A 21,515-nucleotide genomic window follows, 5' to 3' on the forward strand; every position below is an offset into this window, starting at 1 on the left:
ACTACTCTATTACATACTCATTGAAAATCTATTATATGAAAACCACCTTTTAATTCCCTAACAATCTTAATTGAGAATAAATAGTAATTAAATTGATATAAAGTTGGTTTATTCTCTTGACAAAATAACCACTTCTATATGATAATTAATATCGAATTAGAATTATTATAGTTAATTAAAAAATATATTTTATGAGCACACTATTTTTTGATGCTCACAACCAACATTTAGGAGGAATTTTAATATGTTATTAATCGGCACAGAAGTAAAACCGTTTAAAGCTAATGCTTACCATAATGGAGAATTTATCCAAGTTACTGACGAAAGTTTAAAAGGAAAATGGAGTGTAGTTTGTTTCTACCCAGCTGACTTCACATTCGTTTGCCCAACTGAACTTGAAGACTTACAAAACCAATACGCAGCTCTTAAAGACTTAGGTGTTGAAGTATACTCTGTATCTACAGACACTCACTTCACTCACAAAGCATGGCATGATAGCTCAGAAACTATCGGCAAAATCGAATACATTATGATTGGTGACCCAACTCGCACAATCACTACAAACTTCAACGTTTTAATGGAAGAAGAAGGTCTTGCTGCTCGTGGTACATTCATCATCGATCCAGACGGCGTTATCCAATCTATGGAAATCAATGCTGACGGTATCGGCCGTGACGCAAGCATTCTTGTTAACAAAATTAAAGCAGCTCAATACGTACGTAACAACCCAGGTGAAGTTTGCCCAGCTAAATGGCAAGAGGGTTCTGCAACACTTAAACCAAGCCTTGACCTTGTAGGCAAAATCTAAGGAGTTCGATCAAAATGATACTAGATGCAGATATAAAAACACAACTATCCCAATACCTTCAGTTAATGGAGAACGATATTTTACTTAAAGTAAGCGCTGGAGACGACGACGTATCTAAAGATATGTTAGCTCTAGTAGACGAATTAGCTACTATGTCATCTAAGATTACAGTAGAAAAAGTTGAATTAGAGAGAACACCAAGCTTTAGCGTAAATCGCCCTGGTGAAGACACTGGTGTCGTATTCGCTGGTATTCCATTAGGACACGAATTTACTTCATTAGTGTTAGCTTTACTACAAGTAAGTGGACGCGCTCCAAAAGTTGAACAAAAATTAATCGATCAAATTAAAAACATTCAAGGCGAATATCATTTTGAATCTTATATCAGCCTAAGTTGTCATAACTGTCCTGATGTTGTACAAGCTCTTAACGTAATGAGCGTTCTAAACTCTGGTATTACACATACTATGATTGATGGCGCTGCATTCAAAGAGGAAGTAGAAAGCAAAGACATCATGGCAGTACCAACAGTTTTCCTAAACGGCGAATCTTTCGGAAGCGGTCGTATGACACTTGAAGAAATTTTAGCTAAAATGGGTAACGGTCCAGATGCATCAGAGCTTTCTGATAAAGATCCATACGATGTTCTTGTTGTTGGTGGCGGCCCTGCTGGTGCAAGTGCAGCAATTTATGCAGCACGTAAAGGCATCCGCACTGGTATCGTTGCTGAGCGCTTCGGTGGTCAAGTAATGGATACTATGGGTATTGAGAACTTCATCAGCGTAAAACGCACTGAAGGTCCTAAGCTAGTAGCAAGCCTTGAAGAGCACGTAAAAGAATACGACATCGATGTAATGAATCTACAACGTGCAAAACGTTTAGAGAAAAAAGAACTTATTGAAGTGGAACTTGAAAACGGCGCTATTCTGAAAAGTAAGAGCGTAATCGTTTCAACAGGTGCTCGCTGGCGTAACGTTGGCGTACCAGGTGAAGCTGAGTTCAAAAATAAAGGTGTAGCATACTGCCCACACTGTGACGGTCCATTATTCATTGGAAAAGACGTAGCAGTTATCGGCGGCGGTAACTCTGGTATTGAAGCTGCTATCGACTTAGCAGGTATTGTTAAGCACGTAACTGTTCTTGAATTCATGCCAGAATTAAAAGCTGATGCTGTATTACAGGAGCGTCTTAACAGCTTACCAAACGTAACTGTTCTGAAAAACGTTCAAACGAAAGAAATCACTGGTACTGATAAAGTAAACGGTATTTCTTACATCGATCGTGAAACTGAAGAAGTTCATCACGTTGAATTACAAGGTGTATTCGTACAAATCGGTCTTGTGCCAAACACAGACTGGTTAGGCGAAACAGTTGAACGCGCTCGCGGTGAAATCGTAACAGACAAGCACGGTGCTACAAACGTACCAGGAGTGTTTGCTGCAGGTGACTGTACAAATAATCCGTACAAACAAATCATCATCTCTATGGGTTCAGGTGCAAACGCAGCTTTAGGTGCATTTGATTACTTAATCCGTAACTAATTATATAGACGTGAGTAAAAAAAGCAGGTGCCAAGGCACCTGCTTTTTTATAATCTTAATGTATAAACTAAAAACCTCTCATTTCCATTCTTCTCATAAGCCCCTGGCAACCTTACTTCTCTCTTCAATTCAAACGCAGTCTGGTTCTCTAAGAAGAAAATATAATCTTCAGAAGGATAGTATAAAATAATATCCACTTCTCTCTCCGCCTCTTCTACCGAAAGTAAAATATTATTTACTACGTTCATAAATACTTGTACAGAAAATGGATTGAAGAAATAAAACCGGTTATCACGTGGGTCAATCTCGTATTCCTGCGCTAAACAGCATTCAAACCTAATTTTATCTTTACTGTTTCTTACCTTTCGTGCATAGCGCTCTAGATTATCCATTGCTTCTTTATAGAACTCTTCATTCATTTCAATTCCAACCGCTGAAGCGCCACACTTATGGTGCATGTAAAAGTTTAATCGTCCTTTTCCGCATCCAAAGTCTACAATCTGGTCGCTACTTCTTATTTCATATTGATTCAATAACTCATCTAATCCGCTATATGGCGTCGGTTCATAACGATGATAGTGCATAGACTTGTTAAAGCCCTTTTGCTCACCGACAGTTTTTATATGTAATACAGCATCGTAATATTGTTCGTTCATTCGTCTTCTCCTATTAGAAAATGGTACTTATTATTATACACCATGTACTGGAGACTCATTTTTTTATTGGATTAAATGGTACGTGAAATTATACAAACAATTTTTTCAATCTACCGACGTTTCGACAAAGGATATCGACTTAACAACAAATTCCTACAAAAAGACAGGAGCTATCTAGCCCCTGTCCTCTAATACTTTCAATACAGTTTGTTTCAATATTTCTACTCCATCCATAATACAACTATGATCGAACTTCATATACGGATGGTGTAATCCAGGTTGTAGGTTGGCCCCTAGTCCAAGCATGACAGCTTTTAAATGTGGTCTCTTCACTGTGTAGTAATGGAAATCATCACTTCCTGTCGTATACAGTGGTCCAGTGCATCCCTCTTCCCCGTATACCTCAAGAATGCCTTTTCGCATAAAGCGCTCAGCTTCTTCTGAAACTTCAGCTCCTGGTGCGAGATCGATCCACTCATAAGATACTTTAGATCCCATTGATTCCGCTGACAGAATTACTCGCTCTATTTTTCCCTTCAATTCATTTAGTAATATGTTATTTTCTGCCCTTACATCTAAGCTAAAATGGCCGTTACCTGGAATGATATTTAAATTATCTCCACCAGCTTGACATCTCGTCATCTTCACTGAATATGAACTTTGCGGTGGTAGCCATATATTTTTCAAACCGATATTGATCATAGAAATGACATCAATTGCATTTATCCCTTGATGCGGGCGTGCCCCGTGTGCATCATCTCCATGAATCGTTCCTTCTAAAAACCCTGCCGCTCCGTGACGAATAGATGGGGCAGCTTGTTTCAAAGGCAGTTCTTCAATCGGTCTTAGATGAACACCAAATAAGAAGTCCGCATCATCCACGGCACCCTTCTCTACCATCTTTAAAGAACCATTTCCTTTTTCCTCTGCCGGCTGAAAAATAAATCTAACTGTTCCACTATTCCATCTCATATTTTTCAATTGTAAAATAAGCCCCATCACAATTGTCATATGAGCATCGTGACCACATGAATGATTCGCTTTAAACTCTCCGTCCACTTCTTGCCAAAGTGCATCCATATCGGCACGAATCGCAACAACTGGATTTCCGTTTCCAATTTCAGCAATCACGCCTGGGCAATCATCAAATATTTTATATGAAATTCCTTCTTCTTTTAAAAAGTTAGTAATATACGCTGTCGTTTCATACTCTTTCCAACTCACTTCAGGGTTTTCATGTAAATGCTGAAAAATTTCAGTTAACCGCTCTTGTAGTTCTAATGTTTTCAAAGCTACATTCTCCTTCCCAAATTCCAAAACCATTCAGGTTAATTATACTTATGAAAAACAGATGTTTTTATGAACATATTGAATTTTAAGAAAAAAGTCAATTATTTATTTTTAAATACGATCGACAACTTATTTCCACTCACTTCATAACGATAGAACATTCCTTATTTTCTGTTTTTTTATTGACGCTTATATCAATTTTTAGTTATTATAATCTAATAACGTCTATTTTGCGACAATTCTAAAAATACAAACATACATAATGAGGAGGCAATTTATGAAAAAAGAAATACCTTTTGGCGTAGCAATGATCCCTATTATCGTTACAGTTGCAGTTATGATGGTTACAATTGTTGTATTAAAACAAAGCCCTCACGTCCCACTTATTATTGGTACTACCGTTGCTTCTATCGTCGCTTGGCGTTACGGTTACAAATGGCACGATATTGAAGAAGCAATGTATAAAGGAATTCGCCTCGCATTACCCGCTATCGTTATCATTATTCTAGTAGGTTTAACGATCGGTGCTTGGATTGGCGGCGGAATCGTCGCAACAATGATTTATTACGGCTTAAATCTTTTAACTCCATCACTATTTTTAGTTTCAATTACAATTATTTGTTCTATTGTTGCATTAGCTATCGGTAGCTCTTGGTCCACAATGGGAACAATTGGTGTTGCAGGAATGGGAATTGGCCTAAGTATGGGAATCCCAGCTCCAATGGTTGCCGGTGCTATCATTTCCGGTTCTTATTTCGGCGATAAAATGTCACCGCTTTCAGACACAACAAACTTAGCTGCTGGATTAACAAATACAGATTTATTCACACATATTCGTCATATGTTATTTACTACAATTCCAGGTTTAATTATTACTCTTATCGTTTATGCGTTCTTAGGAAGAAGCTTCGGTGCTAACAATATTGATGCAAAAAGTATCGATCAAACGTTACAAGTATTGCAACAAAACTTTGTTATCTCGCCTTTCCTACTAATCATACCTGTAGTCGTTATGGTATTGGTCGCTAAAAAAGTTCCTGCTATACCAGCTATTCTCGTAGGTATTATTTTAGGATTCCTATCACAAGTCTTTATTCAAGGTGGTTCTGTCTCCGCATCTGTCGGTGCACTCCAAGCTGGATTCGTTATAGACACTGGAAATAAGCTAGTAGACGAACTCTTTAACCGCGGCGGCTTAGATTCGATGATGAATACAGTTTCTATGACAATTGTCGCTATGACTTTCGGAGGAGTACTAGAACATACTGGTATTCTTCGCTCAATTGTAAATCAAATTTTAAAATTAGCGACATCAGCAAAAGGACTTATCGCTTCTACTATCGCATCTTGCTTTGCAACAAACCTTACTTGCTCTGAACAATATATTTCGATCGTTGTTCCTTCAAGAATGTACGCAAATGCATACACAGAAAAAGGACTACATTCTAAAAATTTATCCAGAGCATTAGAAGATGGCGGAACATTAACTTCTGTTTTCGTACCTTGGAATACATGTGGTGTATTTATACTCGCAACACTTGGAGTTGGCGCATTCGAATATGCTCCTTATGCTATATTGAATTTCATCGTACCTATTATTTCAATCATTTACGGCATAACTGGTCTCACAATTACAAAACTATCAGACATTGAAAAAGCAGAACTACTAAAAAAACAACAGGCTCAACTAGAAGCTTAAAGATATCGGTAAATTCATTTCATATATTGCGCGAGGGCGCCCTTGTTGATAGGGCATTTCCTCGCCGCAAATATGAGCATATCCATAATCAACTAGTTTCTTTAATAACCTTTCTGTTGATCGGCGAGTCACTTGTAAGTATTCAGAAAGGTCTGCAGCTGTAAACTTCAATGACGGATGTGATTGACTAAATTGAATAATTTTTGATAAGTTTGCTGGACTAAGTTTCGTTTCTTTCGCTATTTTCATTAGTTCTGGGTTGTCATTCTTCAAACTTTGTACTCTCTGCCCTTTTGGGAACGGACCAAATAGTTCTTTATCACTTGTTAGTATATAAAAACAGTGGTCTATTGGATTGTTCTTCGCAAAATTTTGAGCGATTTTAGCATTTTGCTCCGCTTCTTTTACAGTTTTTCCGTAACCAAATCCAATAGCTATCATTCCTTCTATACTCGCAAATAAATTATTTATCATATTCGTTTTTATAATCGATTCAATATCACCACGAGTCGTATACAAAATGAATGTCATTTCATCAACTTTTTTAAATGAACCATGTAGTGCTTTTGAAATGGCATCTAATTGCTCAAGCAAACCTTCTCTTAATTCTAAAGAAGAAATCATACAAGCACCAACGGTAGCTGAATGGCTTTTTGCTAACTCGGCTTTTATTTTTGCATCTTTTAACCCACGTATAATAGATTGCTTCGGGTCTATCATACGCTCTGAAGGAATACCTATTTTTTGAAGTTCATCATAGACAGCGTGAATACTAGTTAAAGCTAAATGAGCTTCTCCAGATTGATATTTAGCTACATGAAAATCAATAACTCTATTTATTTCATCTTTACTCCACAGCATATTTTTATAATCAAACACTTGTGGCTTTTCTTTTATGCCGATATCATGGAACACATTTGTAATGAAGGAACGGTCTACTAAATCAATTGAGATTTGATGTGGTTGAATACCTTGGTGATATATGACAGAAAGAATGGAAGATGCGATGGTTGTCTCGTCTTGCTGTAAGTACATACTCGGAATTCGTAATTGTTCTCTTATTTCTTTTGCCATATAATAAGGTAAAGCACCTGAGAAAAAGATGAAATCACAAGGCTTTAAACGCTTTAATAGTTCAGAAGATTCTGCCGGATGAAGATAAATATATGGATCAATCTCTATTTCTTCTAGTTTATGAGCAACAGGTAAAAGTGTCCCCATAAACTCTTTTGAACCGACAACTGCAATTTTTATCATCATTTCTCTAACTCCTTATCATTAATTAACGACTATTTAACGTCAACTATATCAAATGTACAAAACTATTGTAAACAGGAAGGGGTCTCTACCCAATGAAAATTACAGCTATTCATCTTTACGCAATTCGTTTACCGCTTCGCGATCCGTTTGTTATTAGTTATGGTTCTTATTCTGATATGCCTTCTATTATCGTCAAAATGGAAACAGATGAAGGCATTATCGGTTACGGTGAAGGCGTTGCTGATGATCACGTTACAGGCGAATCATGGGAAAGTACTTTCCATACTTTAAAACATACACTTGCTCCTGCTCTTATCGGGCAAAATCCAATGAATATCGAGAAAATACACGATATGATGGACAATACAATTTACGGTGTTCCTACTGCAAAAGCTGCAATAGATATTGCTTGTTTTGATATAATGGGCAAAAAACTAAATCAACCTATATATCAATTAATTGGCGGACGCTACCATGAAGAATTTCCTGTCACTCACGTCTTAAGTATCGCAGATCCAGAAGAAATGGCTGAAGAATCTGCCTCTATGATTCAGAAGGGTTACCAATCTTTCAAAATGAAAGTCGGTACAAATGTAAAAGAAGATGTAAAAAGAATTGAAGCGGTACGTGAACGTGTAGGAAATGATATTGCGATTCGCGTTGATGTAAACCAAGGTTGGAAAAATAGTGCAAACACATTAACGGCACTTCGTTCATTAGGTCATGTAAACATCGACTGGATTGAACAGCCTGTTGTCGCAGACGATATTGACGCAATGGCTCACATTCGTTCTAAAACAGACCTTCCGCTTATGATTGATGAAGGATTAAAAGGTTCTCGTGAAATGCGCCAAATCATTAAATTAGACGCGGCTGATAAAGTAAATATAAAACTAATGAAATGCGGTGGCATATATCCTGCTGTAAAACTCGCTCACCAAGCAGAAATGGCCGGCATTGAATGCCAAGTTGGATCCATGGTCGAATCATCCGTTGCCTCTTCCGCAGGATTCCATGTCGCTTTCTCGAAAAAAATCATTACGAGCGTTGAACTTACAGGTCCATTAAAGTTCACGAAAGACATCGGAAACTTACACTATGACGTACCATTTATTCGCTTAAACGAAAAGCCAGGACTCGGCATTGAAATAAATGAAGATACCCTGCAAGAACTAACCGTCTTTCAAGACGTTGTACGCTAAAGGAGGGCTAACGCATGACAGTTCTATACAAAGGATCATTAAAACAAAATAACGATCCATTTCACGTTACATTACTATCACTAGAGCACATCGAACAAATTTTATCACTACAAAACGTTGTAGTTGAAGCACTAGAAGATAAAAGTCGCTTACAACCACTCTCGTTAGAAGAGTTTCAATACATTCTAGAAGGAAACGGCATGATGATCGGTGCTTTTATCGAAAACGAACTTATCGCATTTCGTGCCCTACTCGTCCCTCCTATTGACGATGAACATTTAGGACTTGATATTGGCATACAAGAAAGCGAACTACATCGCGTCATCTATCAAGAAATCTCAAATGTTCATCCGAATAGCCGAGGAAATGGGATGCAAAAAATATTAGCTACAGTTATTATGAACGAATTACAAAAAGAAGATAGCAAATACGATTACGTTTGCTGCACCGTTGCCCCTTTTAACATTCCGAGTTTGAAGGATAAGTTCGCGCAAGGGATGAAGATTGCTGCATTGAAGGAGAAATATGGTCGTAGTATGCGGTATGTGTTTGTGAAGGAATTGCGTGAGGACAATGAAAGGGATTGGACGGATATTAAGAGCATTCCAATGAACAATGCTGGTGGACAACAGGCGTTGCTTTCGGAAGGGTATCGTGGGTATAAGATGGAGAAAGTGGATGGAGATTTTGTTGTGAAGTTTGGGCGATAATTGCTACAACAAAAAAAGGAGATGCCTGCTATGACATCTCCTTTTGCTTTCTCTTCATTGACCATATCGATTGCAACTCCAAATATATCAGCGATTTTTGAAACATATCGACTTACCGACAAATTTTAACAATAATCACAACCTATATAAAGTAGTGCATTACTAAACCGTCATCTTCCAACTAGATAATGCTAACCAATTCTCCATTTCCTTATAATCAGGCATTATTTTCCCGACAAGGCGCCAAAAAGATCGATCATGATTTAAATGAACCATATGGCACATTTCATGAACAACTACATAATCAATTACTCGCTGTGGTGCCATCGCTAGTTTCCAATTAAATGTTAACTGTAAATTTGAATCGCAAGTGCCCCATGTGCGGCTACTATCTGTAATACGAATAGAACGCGGTTTTGTTTTGAAGTTACTTTGATGCACCTTAATACTCTTCTCTACTAATGACTTACACTGCTTATAGTAAAATCGTTTTAAAGCCTGCTGGATTTTCTCATCCTTAAGCTCTTTCACATAAATATGTAGCTTATCTCCTTCAAACACTGCATTATCTTGTTTAATACTTGCATCTTGGGAAATCTGTATCGGATACGTATTTCCTAAATACAGAAAGCCCTCTCCTTGATCATAATCCTTTTCCTGTGATCCAAGTGCTCGCTCCTGCATTTCCTTACGTGTTTTCTGAATCCAATCCCACTTCTCCTCTAGCAACTGGACTAAGTATTCAACAGGTGTTCCCTTTGGGGCCTGCACTTCCACATTTCCGTACGAATCTACAAAAAGACGCACCGATTTTTTCTTTTTATAAGTTATATGAAAATTAATTGTTTCACCTAAATATGTATGTACCATTTCATCACCTAGTGTATTATTTTTACAAATAAAAAAGAGTAGAACACGAACGTCCTACTCTACCTATTATATCATTTACCGCTTTTACAAACTCGTTACCCTCTATACTTTACACCTAATCCCTTAATGAAATTCCTTGCGTATCTATCGCCGCACTCTTTGTAATTTTTATGGCCTTTTTTTCTTAATAGTGCTCCTAGTTCTCCCTTTGTTACCGTAACGCCTACGCTATCCAATATATCAAGTACATCCTCACTCGTTAATGAAAGTGCGATTTTCATTTTCTTTAAAAGAAGGTTGTTAGCACTCTCTTTGCTTTGTACAGGTGCCGGTTGTCCTGGTTTCGGATCTTGCTTCCCTCTTTTTAAAGTAATAAATCCATTGAAAAATGCTTCTAACATCATCATATCGCATGTTTTTACGTACTCATCTTCAGCTACATCATCATTTTCAGCTTCATGCTGAGGCGCTCTCTTTATTTTTGTAAGCATATCAACTACGTCTTCTTTCGTTACTTCCATTCCGCCAAGTTTAAAGATTTCTACCATATCTATATCTCTTATATCTAAAGCGTATCTTACTCTTTTTAATATATCGTTGTTGCTCATTGCCATTGTTTTTCCTCCTGAAATGTTGATTATTTTTAACTTTTTATTTGTAATACAGTTTACCGTAACTAATCTAAATAAGATTATTTTTTATTATTTTCATAATTAAATTTAACAAAAAAGGTAGTGCCTTCCGATTCCGTTTGAATTTCTATTTTTGCATTATGACGGGCAGCAATGGCATAACATACGCCTAATCCCAATCCAGTTCCATTATCTTTGGTTGTGTAAAATGGAGTCCCTAGTTTCTCTAATACTTCAGGGCTAATACCTTTCCCTTCATCCCGCACTGCAAGCACCACACAATTTTGCCCTTCCTTATAGGTGCTAATGGTTAGAGTTTTCCCTGTACTCATCGCTTCTAAGCCATTACGGTATAGGTTCATTAATAATTGCCGTATCTCATTACGATTTAAAAGTAATGCTGGAACGTCATTTGTATCGACTTGAATATATTTATTTTGATTATGCGTATCTATCTTTATTAAAGGGATAATATCGTGGATAATTGAGTTTAAATCTAACATCTGCAAATCTGATTTCTTTGTATTACCTATTGAGAGAAATTCAGTAATAATAGAATTGGCACGGTCAAGTTCTTCAACCATTAAATTAAAGTAGTTATTATGTTTCTCATAGTTGTTCTCTTCTTTTAATAACTGCAAAAATCCTCGTACTGTTGTCATTGGATTTCTAATCTCGTGGCTGATACCTGCTGCCATTTGCCCTATTAACTCTATGTTGGATAACCTTTTCAATTCCTGCTCATATTGCTTTTTTTCTGTTATGTTTTTACAAATACAACAAATACCATCATCATACGGATATGCAATAACTTCATGCCAATATTCATCAGAGGTAGAAAAAAATTCAAAATGAACCGTAGTTCGCTCTGACATTACACGATGAAGCTCCTTATATATAACTGTATCTACGCTACTTGGGAAGACCTCCCATATATTCTTACCTAATACGTCTTTTGCTGTTTTTCTTTGTGGGAAATGTTGATGTTTATTTACATACGTAAATTCCCATTTATTATTCAAAGTCAAGAATCCATCCGTAATACTTTCAATCACACTTGTGACTTTTTCATTAGCAGCAGCTAGTTCTCTCGTTCGTTTTTCCACCATGCTTTCAAGTTGATCCATATATAACAAGTTTGAAAACGTAGGAGCTGTGGCATCAACGATAGATTTTGCCAGTTGAATTCGGGAATCATCGTAATTATGAGTTTTTTCCTCTTTGCCAACGACGATTACCCCCAATACTTCTCCCATTGAAACCAATGGAATCATCAGTAAACCCTTACTATCTATATTTTTTGTTCGAATAATCTCTTGAATCTTGGCTTCATAGCTTTTCTCTATCCAATCTGCTTCTATCCAATCACAACCCGAGCTTAACTTCGTTGTCTTAATCGTTGTTTTGTCTAGCGGATCTAAAAGGTGGGCAGCCATGTTTTTACTCTCTAAAATCTGTCTTAAGTAAAAAAAGCATTTATCAAAACTCTCCTGTATTGAGGAACACATTGATAAATCACGGGTAACATTTAGTAACAGCTGCTTCTCGGCAATAAGATTTTCTTTTTGGGTTAAATTTTTTGCGTTTTGAATGGCGACCGCCGCCATATTTACATAAGCTTCAACACTTTGAATTTCTGAATCTGTTAAGTTCATTGGAACTCCATAATCAAATAAAAAAACAAGACCAAATAACTCTTGCCCAAATGAGATAGGCAGAGCTAATAAAGACTTAATTTTGAACGCATCGACTGGTCTCGGATCCGGTCGATGATCCTTTGAGGTATCAGGAATATAGATGGTTTTTTTAGTTTCAATAACTTCTTTTGCCAGTAAGTCTACTTCAGGGTCAATTACCTGAGTATCGAGCGTTACGCCATTTATGGTCTCTGGTTTTCCTGCAAACCCTCTAAATGTTCCATCTTCTTCAGGTAAATAAATTCCAACAGCGTCACACCTAACAATCTCCTCTGATATCGCCATGGTTACACGCTGCAATACTTCACGTAGTTCTAATTTTGTATTTATTATTTTCGTTATATTCGCGAGCCTAGAATATCTCGTCTGATCACTTAACATTTGCATAGCCTCCAATTATAGGCGTAATAAAGTGCAACTTTAATAAGTGAGGGGTGATTCATCCCCCCCTTATTATCAGCCTGAATCCAACCTAACCTCTTTGCACTAGCAGAATTTTGAGGTGGGAGTTTTACTGCCCGCAAATAGCGGGATAAAATAAACATGCTAATATCAGTGAAAATCAAGATCAACCTACCATTTTCTCCTGTATTCTTTTCTTACCCTTGTTTTATATAGAATACCTCACTTACTTCTGATACGGTTCACCTTACACTAATAAAATTACTACACTCCACCCCTCTAACTTTCAAAAGTTACACCGTTTCACTACCCTGGGTCTCACTAGCACTCGCCTCAAACTTATCAAGCAATGCACGCACTTCATTAGTTGATTTCGTACTCATCAATTGATTTCTTAGTTCAGCAGCTCCTGGGAAGCCTTTTACATAAATTTTAAAGAAGCGATGTAGTCCTGTAATAGAACGTGGTAATACTTCTGCATATTGATCTTGAAGATCAAGCTGCAGTCTTAAAAGATCAAGGTGTTCTTTACTGCTATGCTCTCTTGGTTCTTTTTCGAAAGCAAATGGATTTTTAAAGATACCTCGTCCGATCATAACACCATCAATGCCGTATTTTTCAGCAAGTTCCAGTCCGATTTTACGGTCAGGAATGTCTCCGTTGATTGTTATTAGCGTATTTGGTGCGATACGGTCACGTAATTTTTTTATTTCCGGAATTAGTTCCCAATGCGCATCCACTTGGCTCATTTCTTCTCTTGTACGTAAGTGAATAGAAAGGTTTGCGATATCTTGTTTGAAAATATGCGTTAACCAATCTTCCCATTCGCTTAACTCTTTAAAGCCCAGTCGCGTTTTTACGCTGACAGGTAGTCCTCCTGCCTTTGCCGCTTGAATAAGTTCTGCCGCAACGTCTGGACGTAGAATAAGGCCGCTACCTTTTCCTCTTGATGCAACGTTCGGTACTGGGCAACCCATATTAATATCGATGCCTTTAAATCCTAACTCTGCCATACCAATACTCATTTGACGGAAATATTCAGGATTATCTCCCCAAATATGCGCCACGATTGGTTGTTCATCTTCTGTGAAAATTAAACGGCCACGTACACTTTTCATACCTTCTGGATGACAATAACTATCCGAGTTTGTGAACTCTGTGAAGAATACGTCTGGACGACCAGCTTCACTTACTACGTGACGAAAAACAACGTCCGTTACATCTTCCATTGGTGCAAGTACGAAAAATGGTCGTGGTAAATCACGCCAAAAATTATCTATCATTTCAAATTCAAATCCTCTCACTATGAATGCAATTTCAAACTCTCAATAAACCAAAAAGCAGATGGTATAGATTTTCCTATATCAACTGCTTTTTTATTATACCAACTTAAGCCAAGCTACACACTCCACATGAGTCGTGTGAGGGAACATATCAACAGGTTGTACTTCCTGCGTTTTATATCCACCTTCTTCTAGTACTTTTAAGTCACGTGCTAATGTTGCTGGGTTACATGATACGTATACGACGCGTTTTGGTTTCATGTCGATGATTGTGTTTAGTAGTGCCTCATCACAACCTTTACGCGGTGGATCTACGACCATTGTGTCAGCGATTACGCCTTCTTTGTACCATTTTGGAATGACTACTTCTGCTTCCCCTACACCAAATTCAGCGTTTGTCATGTTGTTTAGCGCTGCGTTACGCTTTGCGTCTTCGATTGCTTCTGGCACAATTTCAACGCCGTACACTTTTTTCGCTTTTTGCGCTAGGAATAAGGAGATTGATCCAATTCCGCAATAGGCATCAATTACTGTTTCGTTGCCATCTAATCTGGCATATTCTAACGTTTTATCGTATAACACTTTCGTTTGCTCTGGATTTACTTGATAGAATGAACGTGCTGAAATTGCAAATTTAATGTCACCGATAAAGTCATAAATGTATTCTGATCCGTACAGTACTGTCGTTGTGTCTCCGAAGATTACGTTTGTACGTTTCGTGTTTACGTTTTGAACAATCGATTTTACTTCTGGGAATTTTGCAGCAATTTCTTCAATGATTGCATTTTTGTTTGGCAGTTCTGCTGTACGAGTAATGAAGACAAGCATAATTTCCCCTGTTACTTGTCCGTAACGAGCCATTACGTGGCGAAGTGTTCCTTTATTACGCTCTTCGTTGTATGCCGCAATACCGTGTTTTTCACAAATACGTTTTACTTCCTGGATTAATGTATCGTTTTCTTCAGCCTGAATTAAACATGATTCCATATTAATGATGTCATGTGTTCCTTGGCGATAGAAACCAGCTACAAGTCCACCTTCACGTTCTCCAATTGGTACTTGTGCCTTGTTACGGTATACCCATGGGTTCTTCATACCCAGTACAGGGTGCACAGGAACATCGTTTAATCCGCCAATGCGCTGCATAACGTCACGTACTTGTTTTTCTTTCGCTTGTAATTGTCCTTCATATGTTAAGTGCTGAAGTTGACAACCGCCGCACTGATTGTACACTGGGCATTCTGCATCTTTACGATATGGGCTCTCTGTATGAAGCTTCATTAAACGACCGAATGCGAAGTTTTTCTTCACTTTAATAATTTTAATTTGTGCTTCTTCACCTGGTAATCCGTTTTTCACGAAAATAGGATAGCCTTTTACTTTCGCAACACCGGCACCATCATGTGTTAAATCTTCAAATACTACATCTATAAACTCGTTTTTCTCAACTGGTGGCGTCATTTTTGTACTCATTTTCCGACCTCTCTTTTTCATAACACTGCGTTACATTTTATCATACTTATATGGTCTATTTCTATCGGAAGAAAAAAAGCTATTGACGATAGTTCTCTGTTAATGTTACGCTACTACTAATTTAATACGGACGATGTTACCTCATATATACTCGATAATATGGATCGAGAGTTTCTACCCGGCAACCTTAAATTGCTGGACTATGGGGAAAACTAATGAATATTAGCCTATGTGCAAAAAAGGACTCATATTGATTAGCTTTCTCTCATAGATGAAAGTGAATCCATATGGGTCTTTTTTTATTTTCATTTTTCTAAAAGGTCAGACATCTTACGTATGACATAAAACTTCTTTGTTTTATTTTTAGTAATATAACTTGCGTTTTATGTACAAACTTTATACGAACTTCTGAAAGGGGCAACTACATGCAATATGTAATGAGCATTATCGGTATTCTTGTCGTTTTAGGTTTATGTTTTGCTTTGTCAAACAATAGAAGTAAAATCAACTTCCGTGCAATTGCTATTATGATTGGTTTTCAAATTTTAATCGGTTGGTTTATGTTTGGCACAAAGATTGGTCAACAAATCATTATTTTCATTGGTAAAGTTTTCAACAAACTAATTAAACTTGGTACGACAGGCGTCGATTTTCTCTTTAATGGAATTCAAAGAGATTTTGTCTTTTTCTTAAACGTATTATTAATTATCGTATTTTTCTCAGCACTACTTTCTATCTTTAGTTATTTAGGTGTTTTACCATTCATCGTTCGCGTCGTCGGCGGTGCCATTTCAAAAATTACTGGTTTACCACGCGTCGAATCATTCCATGCGGTAAACTCTGTATTCTTCGGTTCAAGTGAAGCGTTAATCGTTATTAAAAATGATTTACAACATTTCAATAAAAACCGTATGTTTATCATTTGTTGTTCTGCAATGAGCTCAGTTTCCGCCTCTGTTACAGCATCATACGTAATGATGTTAGATGCAAAATACGTACTAGCAGCTCTTCCGTTAAACTTATTCTCAAGCTTAATCGTTTGTTCGTTATTAACACCAGTTGATACGAAAAAAGAAGACGAAGTGGTTCAAAAATTTGATAGAAAGCTATTCGGGGACAGCTTTATCGGCGCAATGATTAACGGTGCGCTTGACGGCTTAAAAGTAGCTGGTATCGTTGCCGCTTTAATGATCGCCTTCATCGGTGTGATGGAAGTTGTAAACTACGTAATTAGTGCCGCTTCAGGTGCGATGGGATATGCTGTTACGTTACAACAAATCTTCGGTTATATACTTGCTCCATTCGCATTTTTAATGGGTATTCCAACTCAAGATATTATCCCAGCTGGTGGTATTATGGGTACGAAGATTGTTTTAAATGAGTTTGTAGCAATCCTTGATTTAAAAGATGTTGCAACAACATTATCTCCGCGTACAGTTGGAATCGTTACAGTATTCTTAATTAGCTTCGCAAGTATTAGCCAAATTGGTGCGATTGTTGGTACAATTCGTGCCCTTTCTGAAAAACAAGGAAGCATCGTTTCTAAATTTGGTTGGAAAATGTTATTTGCATCAACACTTGCTTCTATTTTATCTGCGACAATCGCTGGATTGTTTATTTAATAAAAAACTCCACCTAATTTAAGGTGGAGTTTTTTGCTACCTTCTATATGTATTTTTATGTAAATACCACCAGAAAAAAATAAGGTATTTCTTCCTAAATATCCCAAAAACATATTCCCCTATATATTCTATAGTGATATGATGGACAAGGGTATAAATCAAATTTTTAGAACCAAAAATTTGATTTAGTGTCACTTATACGAACGATGGTTTCATGATATAAGTGATGATAATTAAATCACAATAGAAGGATGATAGAATGAAAAAATATACATATATCGCTTTACTTTCTTCTGCTATTCTCGTAGGTTGCAACACTAGTAGCACTAGTGATAAACAAATAAAAGAAGCGACGGCGAAACAAACAGTTGAACAAAAAAAAGCGAAAGCAGTTGAACTTCCTTTAACACAAGGGATTATTACATGGGATCCGTATGAATATAACGCACAAAACACCACGATTTATACAAAGGATTTAAGAGATTCATTCAAACAAGTACGTTACAATATTTGGCGTACTGCTGATGGTCCTGAAAGCAAACAAACTTTTACTTCACAAGAAAAAGAACGTGACTTTGCCCTCCCACTACATTTAAAATCATTTCATTTAAAACGTGGCGAATTCCAAATTGAAACAGTAGGAATCAAAGAAGATAATACTGAAACAAATCTAGTAACATCTAAAATTACATTCCAGCAACATGTACCCGTTTTAATGTACCATGCGATTGAAAAATATCCTGGGCCAAGTGATGGGGATTACGGCTTATATGTACCACCTGAGCAATTCGAAAAGCACATGCAATATTTGAAAGATAACGGTTATACGATGCTTACGTTTGAACGTTGGAATGATATAAATCGTGTAAATAAACCTGTTTTTGTAACGATGGATGATGGTCGAAAAAATAATATGAATGCTCTTTATATTTTACAAAAATTAAAGGATGATAGATTCCAACCTACGGCTACTGAATTTCTTACTGCAAACGAGATAGACAAACCAAATCGTCTATCAACAGATGATATAAAACAAATGATGGATTCAGGAATTTTTTCTATTCAATCGCATACTGCTAATCATACCATGATGGCTCATTCCAGTAATTATGATGAGGAATTACGTGGTTCAAAAGAAAAAATTGAAGCTCTTACTGGTAAAAAGGTCATTGCTCTCGCTTATCCAGTAGGTTCTTATAATGATCCAGCTGTTGAAGAAACGAAAAAATATTATGAGTTCGCAGTAACTACTGATCACGGTAATCACATTACAAAAGGGATGCCAAACGAACAGTATTTAATTAAACGCCATTTTGTAGGGCCTAATACATCGATGGAAAAATTCATATCTCTTATAAAGTAAAACTTTAATCAACCCTCACCAATCGGGATTTTACTAAAACATGGTAAAAATAACTCTATTAAAAGTCACTAACCTATCTCATTACTAAAATGATATGATGAACAAGGGTATATCCCCACCTCTCTTACAGCGGTGGGGATTTTAATATATAAGTATGCAACATAATACACAATAGAAGGTGATTTTATGAGGAAATACGCAGCAATCGCTTTATGTACGTCTGCTATTCTAGCAGGTTGTAATACTAACAATGTAAGCCAAGAGCCTAAAAAAGAGAAAAAGGTTCAAGAAACTAAGAAACAAGAAGTGACCGTACAAGAACAAGGGAAAATTTCTTATACTCCAATTACACATGAATCTACAAATACTACTATTCACATGACAGATATAAAAGATACTCTAACTGAGGTACAATATAAAATTTGGCGTACTGCTGATGGAAAAGAAACTACTAAATCCTTGTCTTCAAAAGAAAGAGAAAAGCAATTTTCACTTCCTTTTGACATAAAAGAATTTGAAGGAAAACGCGGTGAGTTCCAAATTGAAGCAATAGGAATAAAAGAAGATGGGAAAACCATTCCACTCACAAAATCTGCTATTACTTTCGAGCAAAAGGTTCCCGTTCTTATGTACCATGCAATCGATGATTATCACGGTCAAGGTATTAAAGACTTATTCGTATCACCTGCTAACTTTGAAGCCCAAATGAAATATTTAAAGGACAATGGTTATACACTGTTAACGTTTGAACGCTGGAGCGATATAAATAAAGTAAATAAACCTATCTTCGTTACATTTGATGACGGTATGAAAAATAATATGAATGCATTCCATGTTTTACAAAAGCTAAAAGACGATACGTTTAAACCGGCGGCAACAGAATATATGATTGTTAATAATGTCGATGCTGAAGGATCTCTTTCTACATCTGATATAAAAGAAATGGTCGATTCCGGTATTTTCTCCATACAATCTCATACTGCCACACATGCAGACTTGCCAAAAATTACAAACTACGAAGAAGAATTAAAGGAATCGAAAGAAAAGCTAGAAAAGATAACAGGCAAGCCAGTCATCGCAGTTGCTTATCCATTCGGTCATGTAGATGATAAAGTTGTTGCAGAAACGAAGAAATATTATCAATTTGCAACAACAACAAAACCCGGAAAATTCATTACAAAAGGTGAACCCGATGAGTTGTTAAAAATAAAGCGTGTTCGTATACACCACACGACGACCGTAGAACAATTTGCTTCTTCGATTAAATAATGATGTGAGCTCAATATATTTTGAAATCTCTTTTTACGCTATATTTATATATATTTTTTGAATTTTCTTGTATTATATATAGTAAGAAATCTTTCAAATTAAAGGAGATTATACATATGTCATTTGAACAAACGTTAGAGAAATATGCTGCCCTTGCAGTCAATGTTGGTGTTAACATTCAACCAGGACAAACATTATCAATTAGTGCACCTCTTGAAGCTGTACAATTTGTACGCCTCGTTACAGAAAAAGCATATAAATCTGGTGCAAAACACGTATATGTAGATTGGAATGATGAGGCGTTAACACGCTTAAAGTTCGATCTAGCTCCTGAAGAAGCATTCGCTGAGTTCCCATCTTGGAAAGCAAACGCTCGTGAAGAATTAGCAAAAGAAGGCGCTGCATTTATGTCTATTTATGCAGAAAACCCAGATTTATTAAAAGGTGTAGAAGCAACGCGTATCGCAACAGCTCATAAAGTAGCTGGTGAAGCAATGAAAGTATACCGTGATTACGTACAAGCTGATAAAGTAAGCTGGTGTGTCATTTCTGTCCCTACGAAAGAATGGGCCGCGAAAGTATTCCCTGACGTTGCACCAGAAGAACAAGAAGCAAAACTATGGGATGCTATTTTCAAAGCTACTCGTGCTGATTTAGAAAATCCTGTAGAAGCATGGAAAGAACACGATGCAACGTTACATACAAAAGTTGATTACTTAAACGAAAAGCATTATAAAGCTCTTCACTATACAGCTCCTGGAACAGATTTAACAATCGAACTTCCAGAAAAGCATGTATGGGCTGGTGCTGGTAGCTTAAATGAAAAGAACGTACCATTTATGGCGAACATTCCAACTGAAGAAGTATTTACAATGCCACTTAAAACAGGTGTAAACGGCCAAGTATCTAGCACAAAACCGTTAGCATTTGCGGGTAACATTATCGATAACTTTACGTTAACATTTGAAAACGGACGTATCGTAGACTATAAAGCAGAAACTGGTGAAGAGGCTTTAAAACATTTAGTAGAAACAGATGAAGGTTCTCACTTCTTAGGAGAAGTTGCTTTAGTACCTCATGACTCACCAATTTCAAACACAAATGTTTTATTCTACAATACGCTCTTTGATGAAAACGCATCTTGCCACCTTGCAATCGGAAGTGCTTATGCATTCAACTTAGTTGGCGGAAAAACAATGTCTAAAGAAGAACTTGCTGAAAATGGTGCAAACACTAGTATTACACATAACGATTTCATGATCGGATCAGCTGATCTTGATATTGACGGTATTACAGCTGACGGAAGACATGAACCTATCTTCCGTAAAGGTAACTGGGCATTTTAATAAAAATAAAAGGCTATCTTCCACACTGGAAGATAGCCTTTTATGATGCCGATGAAACCTTAAGTCCAATTACGCCTAAAACGATAAAGAGAATACAAAACGCTTGGAATAAGCTAATATGCTCTTTAAAGAAATACACGCTAATGATTGTAATAAGTAATGTTCCTACCCCAGACCAAATCGCATATGCTATACTTAAATGAATTTTTTTGACAACGATAGCAAATACGCTGAAACAAATTCCATAAAATACGAAAATAAGTACACTTGGAACGAGCTTTGTTAAGCCGTTTGATAATTTCATCGCAATTGTTCCAGCCACTTCAAAAATAATTGTTACGAGTAATAATAGCCAATATACCATACTAGAATCTCCTTCTCTGTTACCTTAT

Annotated in this window: 18 protein-coding genes and 1 riboswitch; of the genes, 9 read left to right on the plus strand and 9 right to left on the minus strand. The window is 36.8% G+C overall.

What is annotated here, in order from left to right; translation table 11 throughout:
- Positions 1 to 244 precede the first annotated feature (244 nt).
- A complete protein-coding gene (gene ahpC / locus KI369_RS08650) occupies positions 245 to 808 on the plus strand; it encodes an alkyl hydroperoxide reductase subunit C (RefSeq protein ID WP_000924417.1) in 564 nt (187 codons plus the stop codon).
- Positions 809 to 822: 14 nt separating this feature from the next.
- Positions 823 to 2,349: an alkyl hydroperoxide reductase subunit F gene (ahpF, locus tag KI369_RS08655; RefSeq protein WP_000599491.1), complete on the plus strand. Its 1,527-nt coding sequence runs from the start codon at positions 823 to 825 to the stop codon at positions 2,347 to 2,349.
- 47 nt (positions 2,350 to 2,396) lie between these two features.
- Here ahpF and KI369_RS08660 read toward each other — a convergent pair whose 3' ends face one another.
- Positions 2,397 to 3,005, minus strand: a complete 609-nt coding sequence (locus KI369_RS08660) for an SAM-dependent methyltransferase (RefSeq protein ID WP_212955674.1) — start codon at positions 3,003 to 3,005, stop codon at positions 2,397 to 2,399.
- Positions 3,006 to 3,179: 174 nt separating this feature from the next.
- A complete protein-coding gene (locus KI369_RS08665; RefSeq protein ID WP_212955675.1) occupies positions 3,180 to 4,295 on the minus strand; it encodes a M20 peptidase aminoacylase family protein in 1,116 nt (371 codons plus the stop codon).
- A gap of 277 nt (positions 4,296 to 4,572) precedes the next feature.
- On the opposite strand from KI369_RS08665, the gene nhaC reads away from it, so the two are divergent.
- Positions 4,573 to 5,994 carry a Na+/H+ antiporter NhaC gene (gene nhaC, locus KI369_RS08670; protein ID WP_212955676.1) on the plus strand — a complete coding sequence of 474 codons (1,422 nt, stop codon included), beginning with the start codon at positions 4,573 to 4,575 and terminating at the stop codon, positions 5,992 to 5,994.
- Here the strand turns inward: nhaC and KI369_RS08675 are convergent.
- A complete protein-coding gene (locus tag KI369_RS08675) occupies positions 5,983 to 7,254 on the minus strand; it encodes a transcriptional regulator (RefSeq protein WP_212955677.1) in 1,272 nt (423 codons plus the stop codon). The two genes, nhaC and KI369_RS08675, sit on opposite strands and share 12 nt — an antisense overlap.
- 92 nt (positions 7,255 to 7,346) lie before the next feature.
- Between KI369_RS08675 and KI369_RS08680 the strand changes: the two genes are divergently transcribed.
- Positions 7,347 to 8,456: a mandelate racemase/muconate lactonizing enzyme family protein gene (locus tag KI369_RS08680; protein ID WP_212955678.1), complete on the plus strand. Its 1,110-nt coding sequence runs from the start codon at positions 7,347 to 7,349 to the stop codon at positions 8,454 to 8,456.
- Between the two features lie 14 nt (positions 8,457 to 8,470).
- Entirely contained in the window at positions 8,471 to 9,166 is a 696-nt protein-coding gene (locus KI369_RS08685; protein ID WP_212955679.1) for a GNAT family N-acetyltransferase, read from the plus strand.
- Positions 9,167 to 9,328: 162 nt separating this feature from the next.
- Here KI369_RS08685 and KI369_RS08690 read toward each other — a convergent pair whose 3' ends face one another.
- The 5 genes from KI369_RS08690 to rlmD all read right to left on the minus strand — a co-directional run bounded on the left by KI369_RS08690 (position 9,329) and on the right by rlmD (position 15,523).
- Positions 9,329 to 10,036 (minus strand): M48 family metallopeptidase, encoded by a 708-nt coding sequence (locus KI369_RS08690; RefSeq protein WP_212955680.1) that lies wholly within the window; start codon positions 10,034 to 10,036, stop codon positions 9,329 to 9,331.
- A gap of 95 nt (positions 10,037 to 10,131) precedes the next feature.
- Complete coding sequence (locus KI369_RS08695) at positions 10,132 to 10,650, minus strand: YehS family protein (RefSeq protein WP_063262717.1); 519 nt, start codon at positions 10,648 to 10,650, stop codon at positions 10,132 to 10,134.
- 77 nt (positions 10,651 to 10,727) lie between these two features.
- Entirely contained in the window at positions 10,728 to 12,746 is a 2,019-nt protein-coding gene (locus KI369_RS08700) for a GAF domain-containing sensor histidine kinase (RefSeq protein ID WP_212955681.1), read from the minus strand.
- A 314-nt stretch (positions 12,747 to 13,060) separates the two neighbouring features.
- Positions 13,061 to 14,050, minus strand: a complete 990-nt coding sequence (locus KI369_RS08705) for a tRNA dihydrouridine synthase (RefSeq protein ID WP_212955682.1) — start codon at positions 14,048 to 14,050, stop codon at positions 13,061 to 13,063.
- Positions 14,051 to 14,146: 96 nt separating this feature from the next.
- Positions 14,147 to 15,523: a 23S rRNA (uracil(1939)-C(5))-methyltransferase RlmD gene (rlmD, locus tag KI369_RS08710; protein ID WP_212955683.1), complete on the minus strand. Its 1,377-nt coding sequence runs from the start codon at positions 15,521 to 15,523 to the stop codon at positions 14,147 to 14,149.
- Between the two features lie 121 nt (positions 15,524 to 15,644).
- A riboswitch (purine riboswitch) is annotated at positions 15,645 to 15,746 on the plus strand.
- Between the two features lie 202 nt (positions 15,747 to 15,948).
- On the opposite strand from rlmD, the gene KI369_RS08715 reads away from it, so the two are divergent.
- From KI369_RS08715 to KI369_RS08730, 4 genes are all read left to right on the plus strand, one after another.
- Positions 15,949 to 17,145 (plus strand): NupC/NupG family nucleoside CNT transporter, encoded by a 1,197-nt coding sequence (locus tag KI369_RS08715; protein ID WP_212955684.1) that lies wholly within the window; start codon positions 15,949 to 15,951, stop codon positions 17,143 to 17,145.
- A 259-nt stretch (positions 17,146 to 17,404) separates the two neighbouring features.
- Positions 17,405 to 18,508, plus strand: a complete 1,104-nt coding sequence (locus KI369_RS08720) for a polysaccharide deacetylase family protein (RefSeq protein ID WP_212955685.1) — start codon at positions 17,405 to 17,407, stop codon at positions 18,506 to 18,508.
- 186 nt (positions 18,509 to 18,694) lie between these two features.
- Positions 18,695 to 19,777, plus strand: coding sequence for a polysaccharide deacetylase family protein (locus KI369_RS08725; RefSeq protein ID WP_212955686.1), 1,083 nt, complete (start codon positions 18,695 to 18,697; stop codon positions 19,775 to 19,777).
- Between the two features lie 116 nt (positions 19,778 to 19,893).
- The gene (locus KI369_RS08730; RefSeq protein WP_212955687.1) at positions 19,894 to 21,123 is read left to right on the plus strand and encodes an aminopeptidase; all 1,230 of its coding nucleotides are present in this window, start codon (positions 19,894 to 19,896) and stop codon (positions 21,121 to 21,123) included.
- A gap of 40 nt (positions 21,124 to 21,163) precedes the next feature.
- On the opposite strand, the gene KI369_RS08735 is transcribed toward KI369_RS08730, so the two are convergent.
- The gene (locus tag KI369_RS08735; protein ID WP_000263262.1) at positions 21,164 to 21,487 is read right to left on the minus strand and encodes a DMT family transporter; all 324 of its coding nucleotides are present in this window, start codon (positions 21,485 to 21,487) and stop codon (positions 21,164 to 21,166) included.
- Positions 21,488 to 21,515 lie beyond the last annotated feature (28 nt).

The organism is Bacillus sanguinis, from assembly GCF_018332475.1.
GTDB lineage: Bacteria > Bacillota > Bacilli > Bacillales > Bacillaceae_G > Bacillus_A > Bacillus_A sanguinis.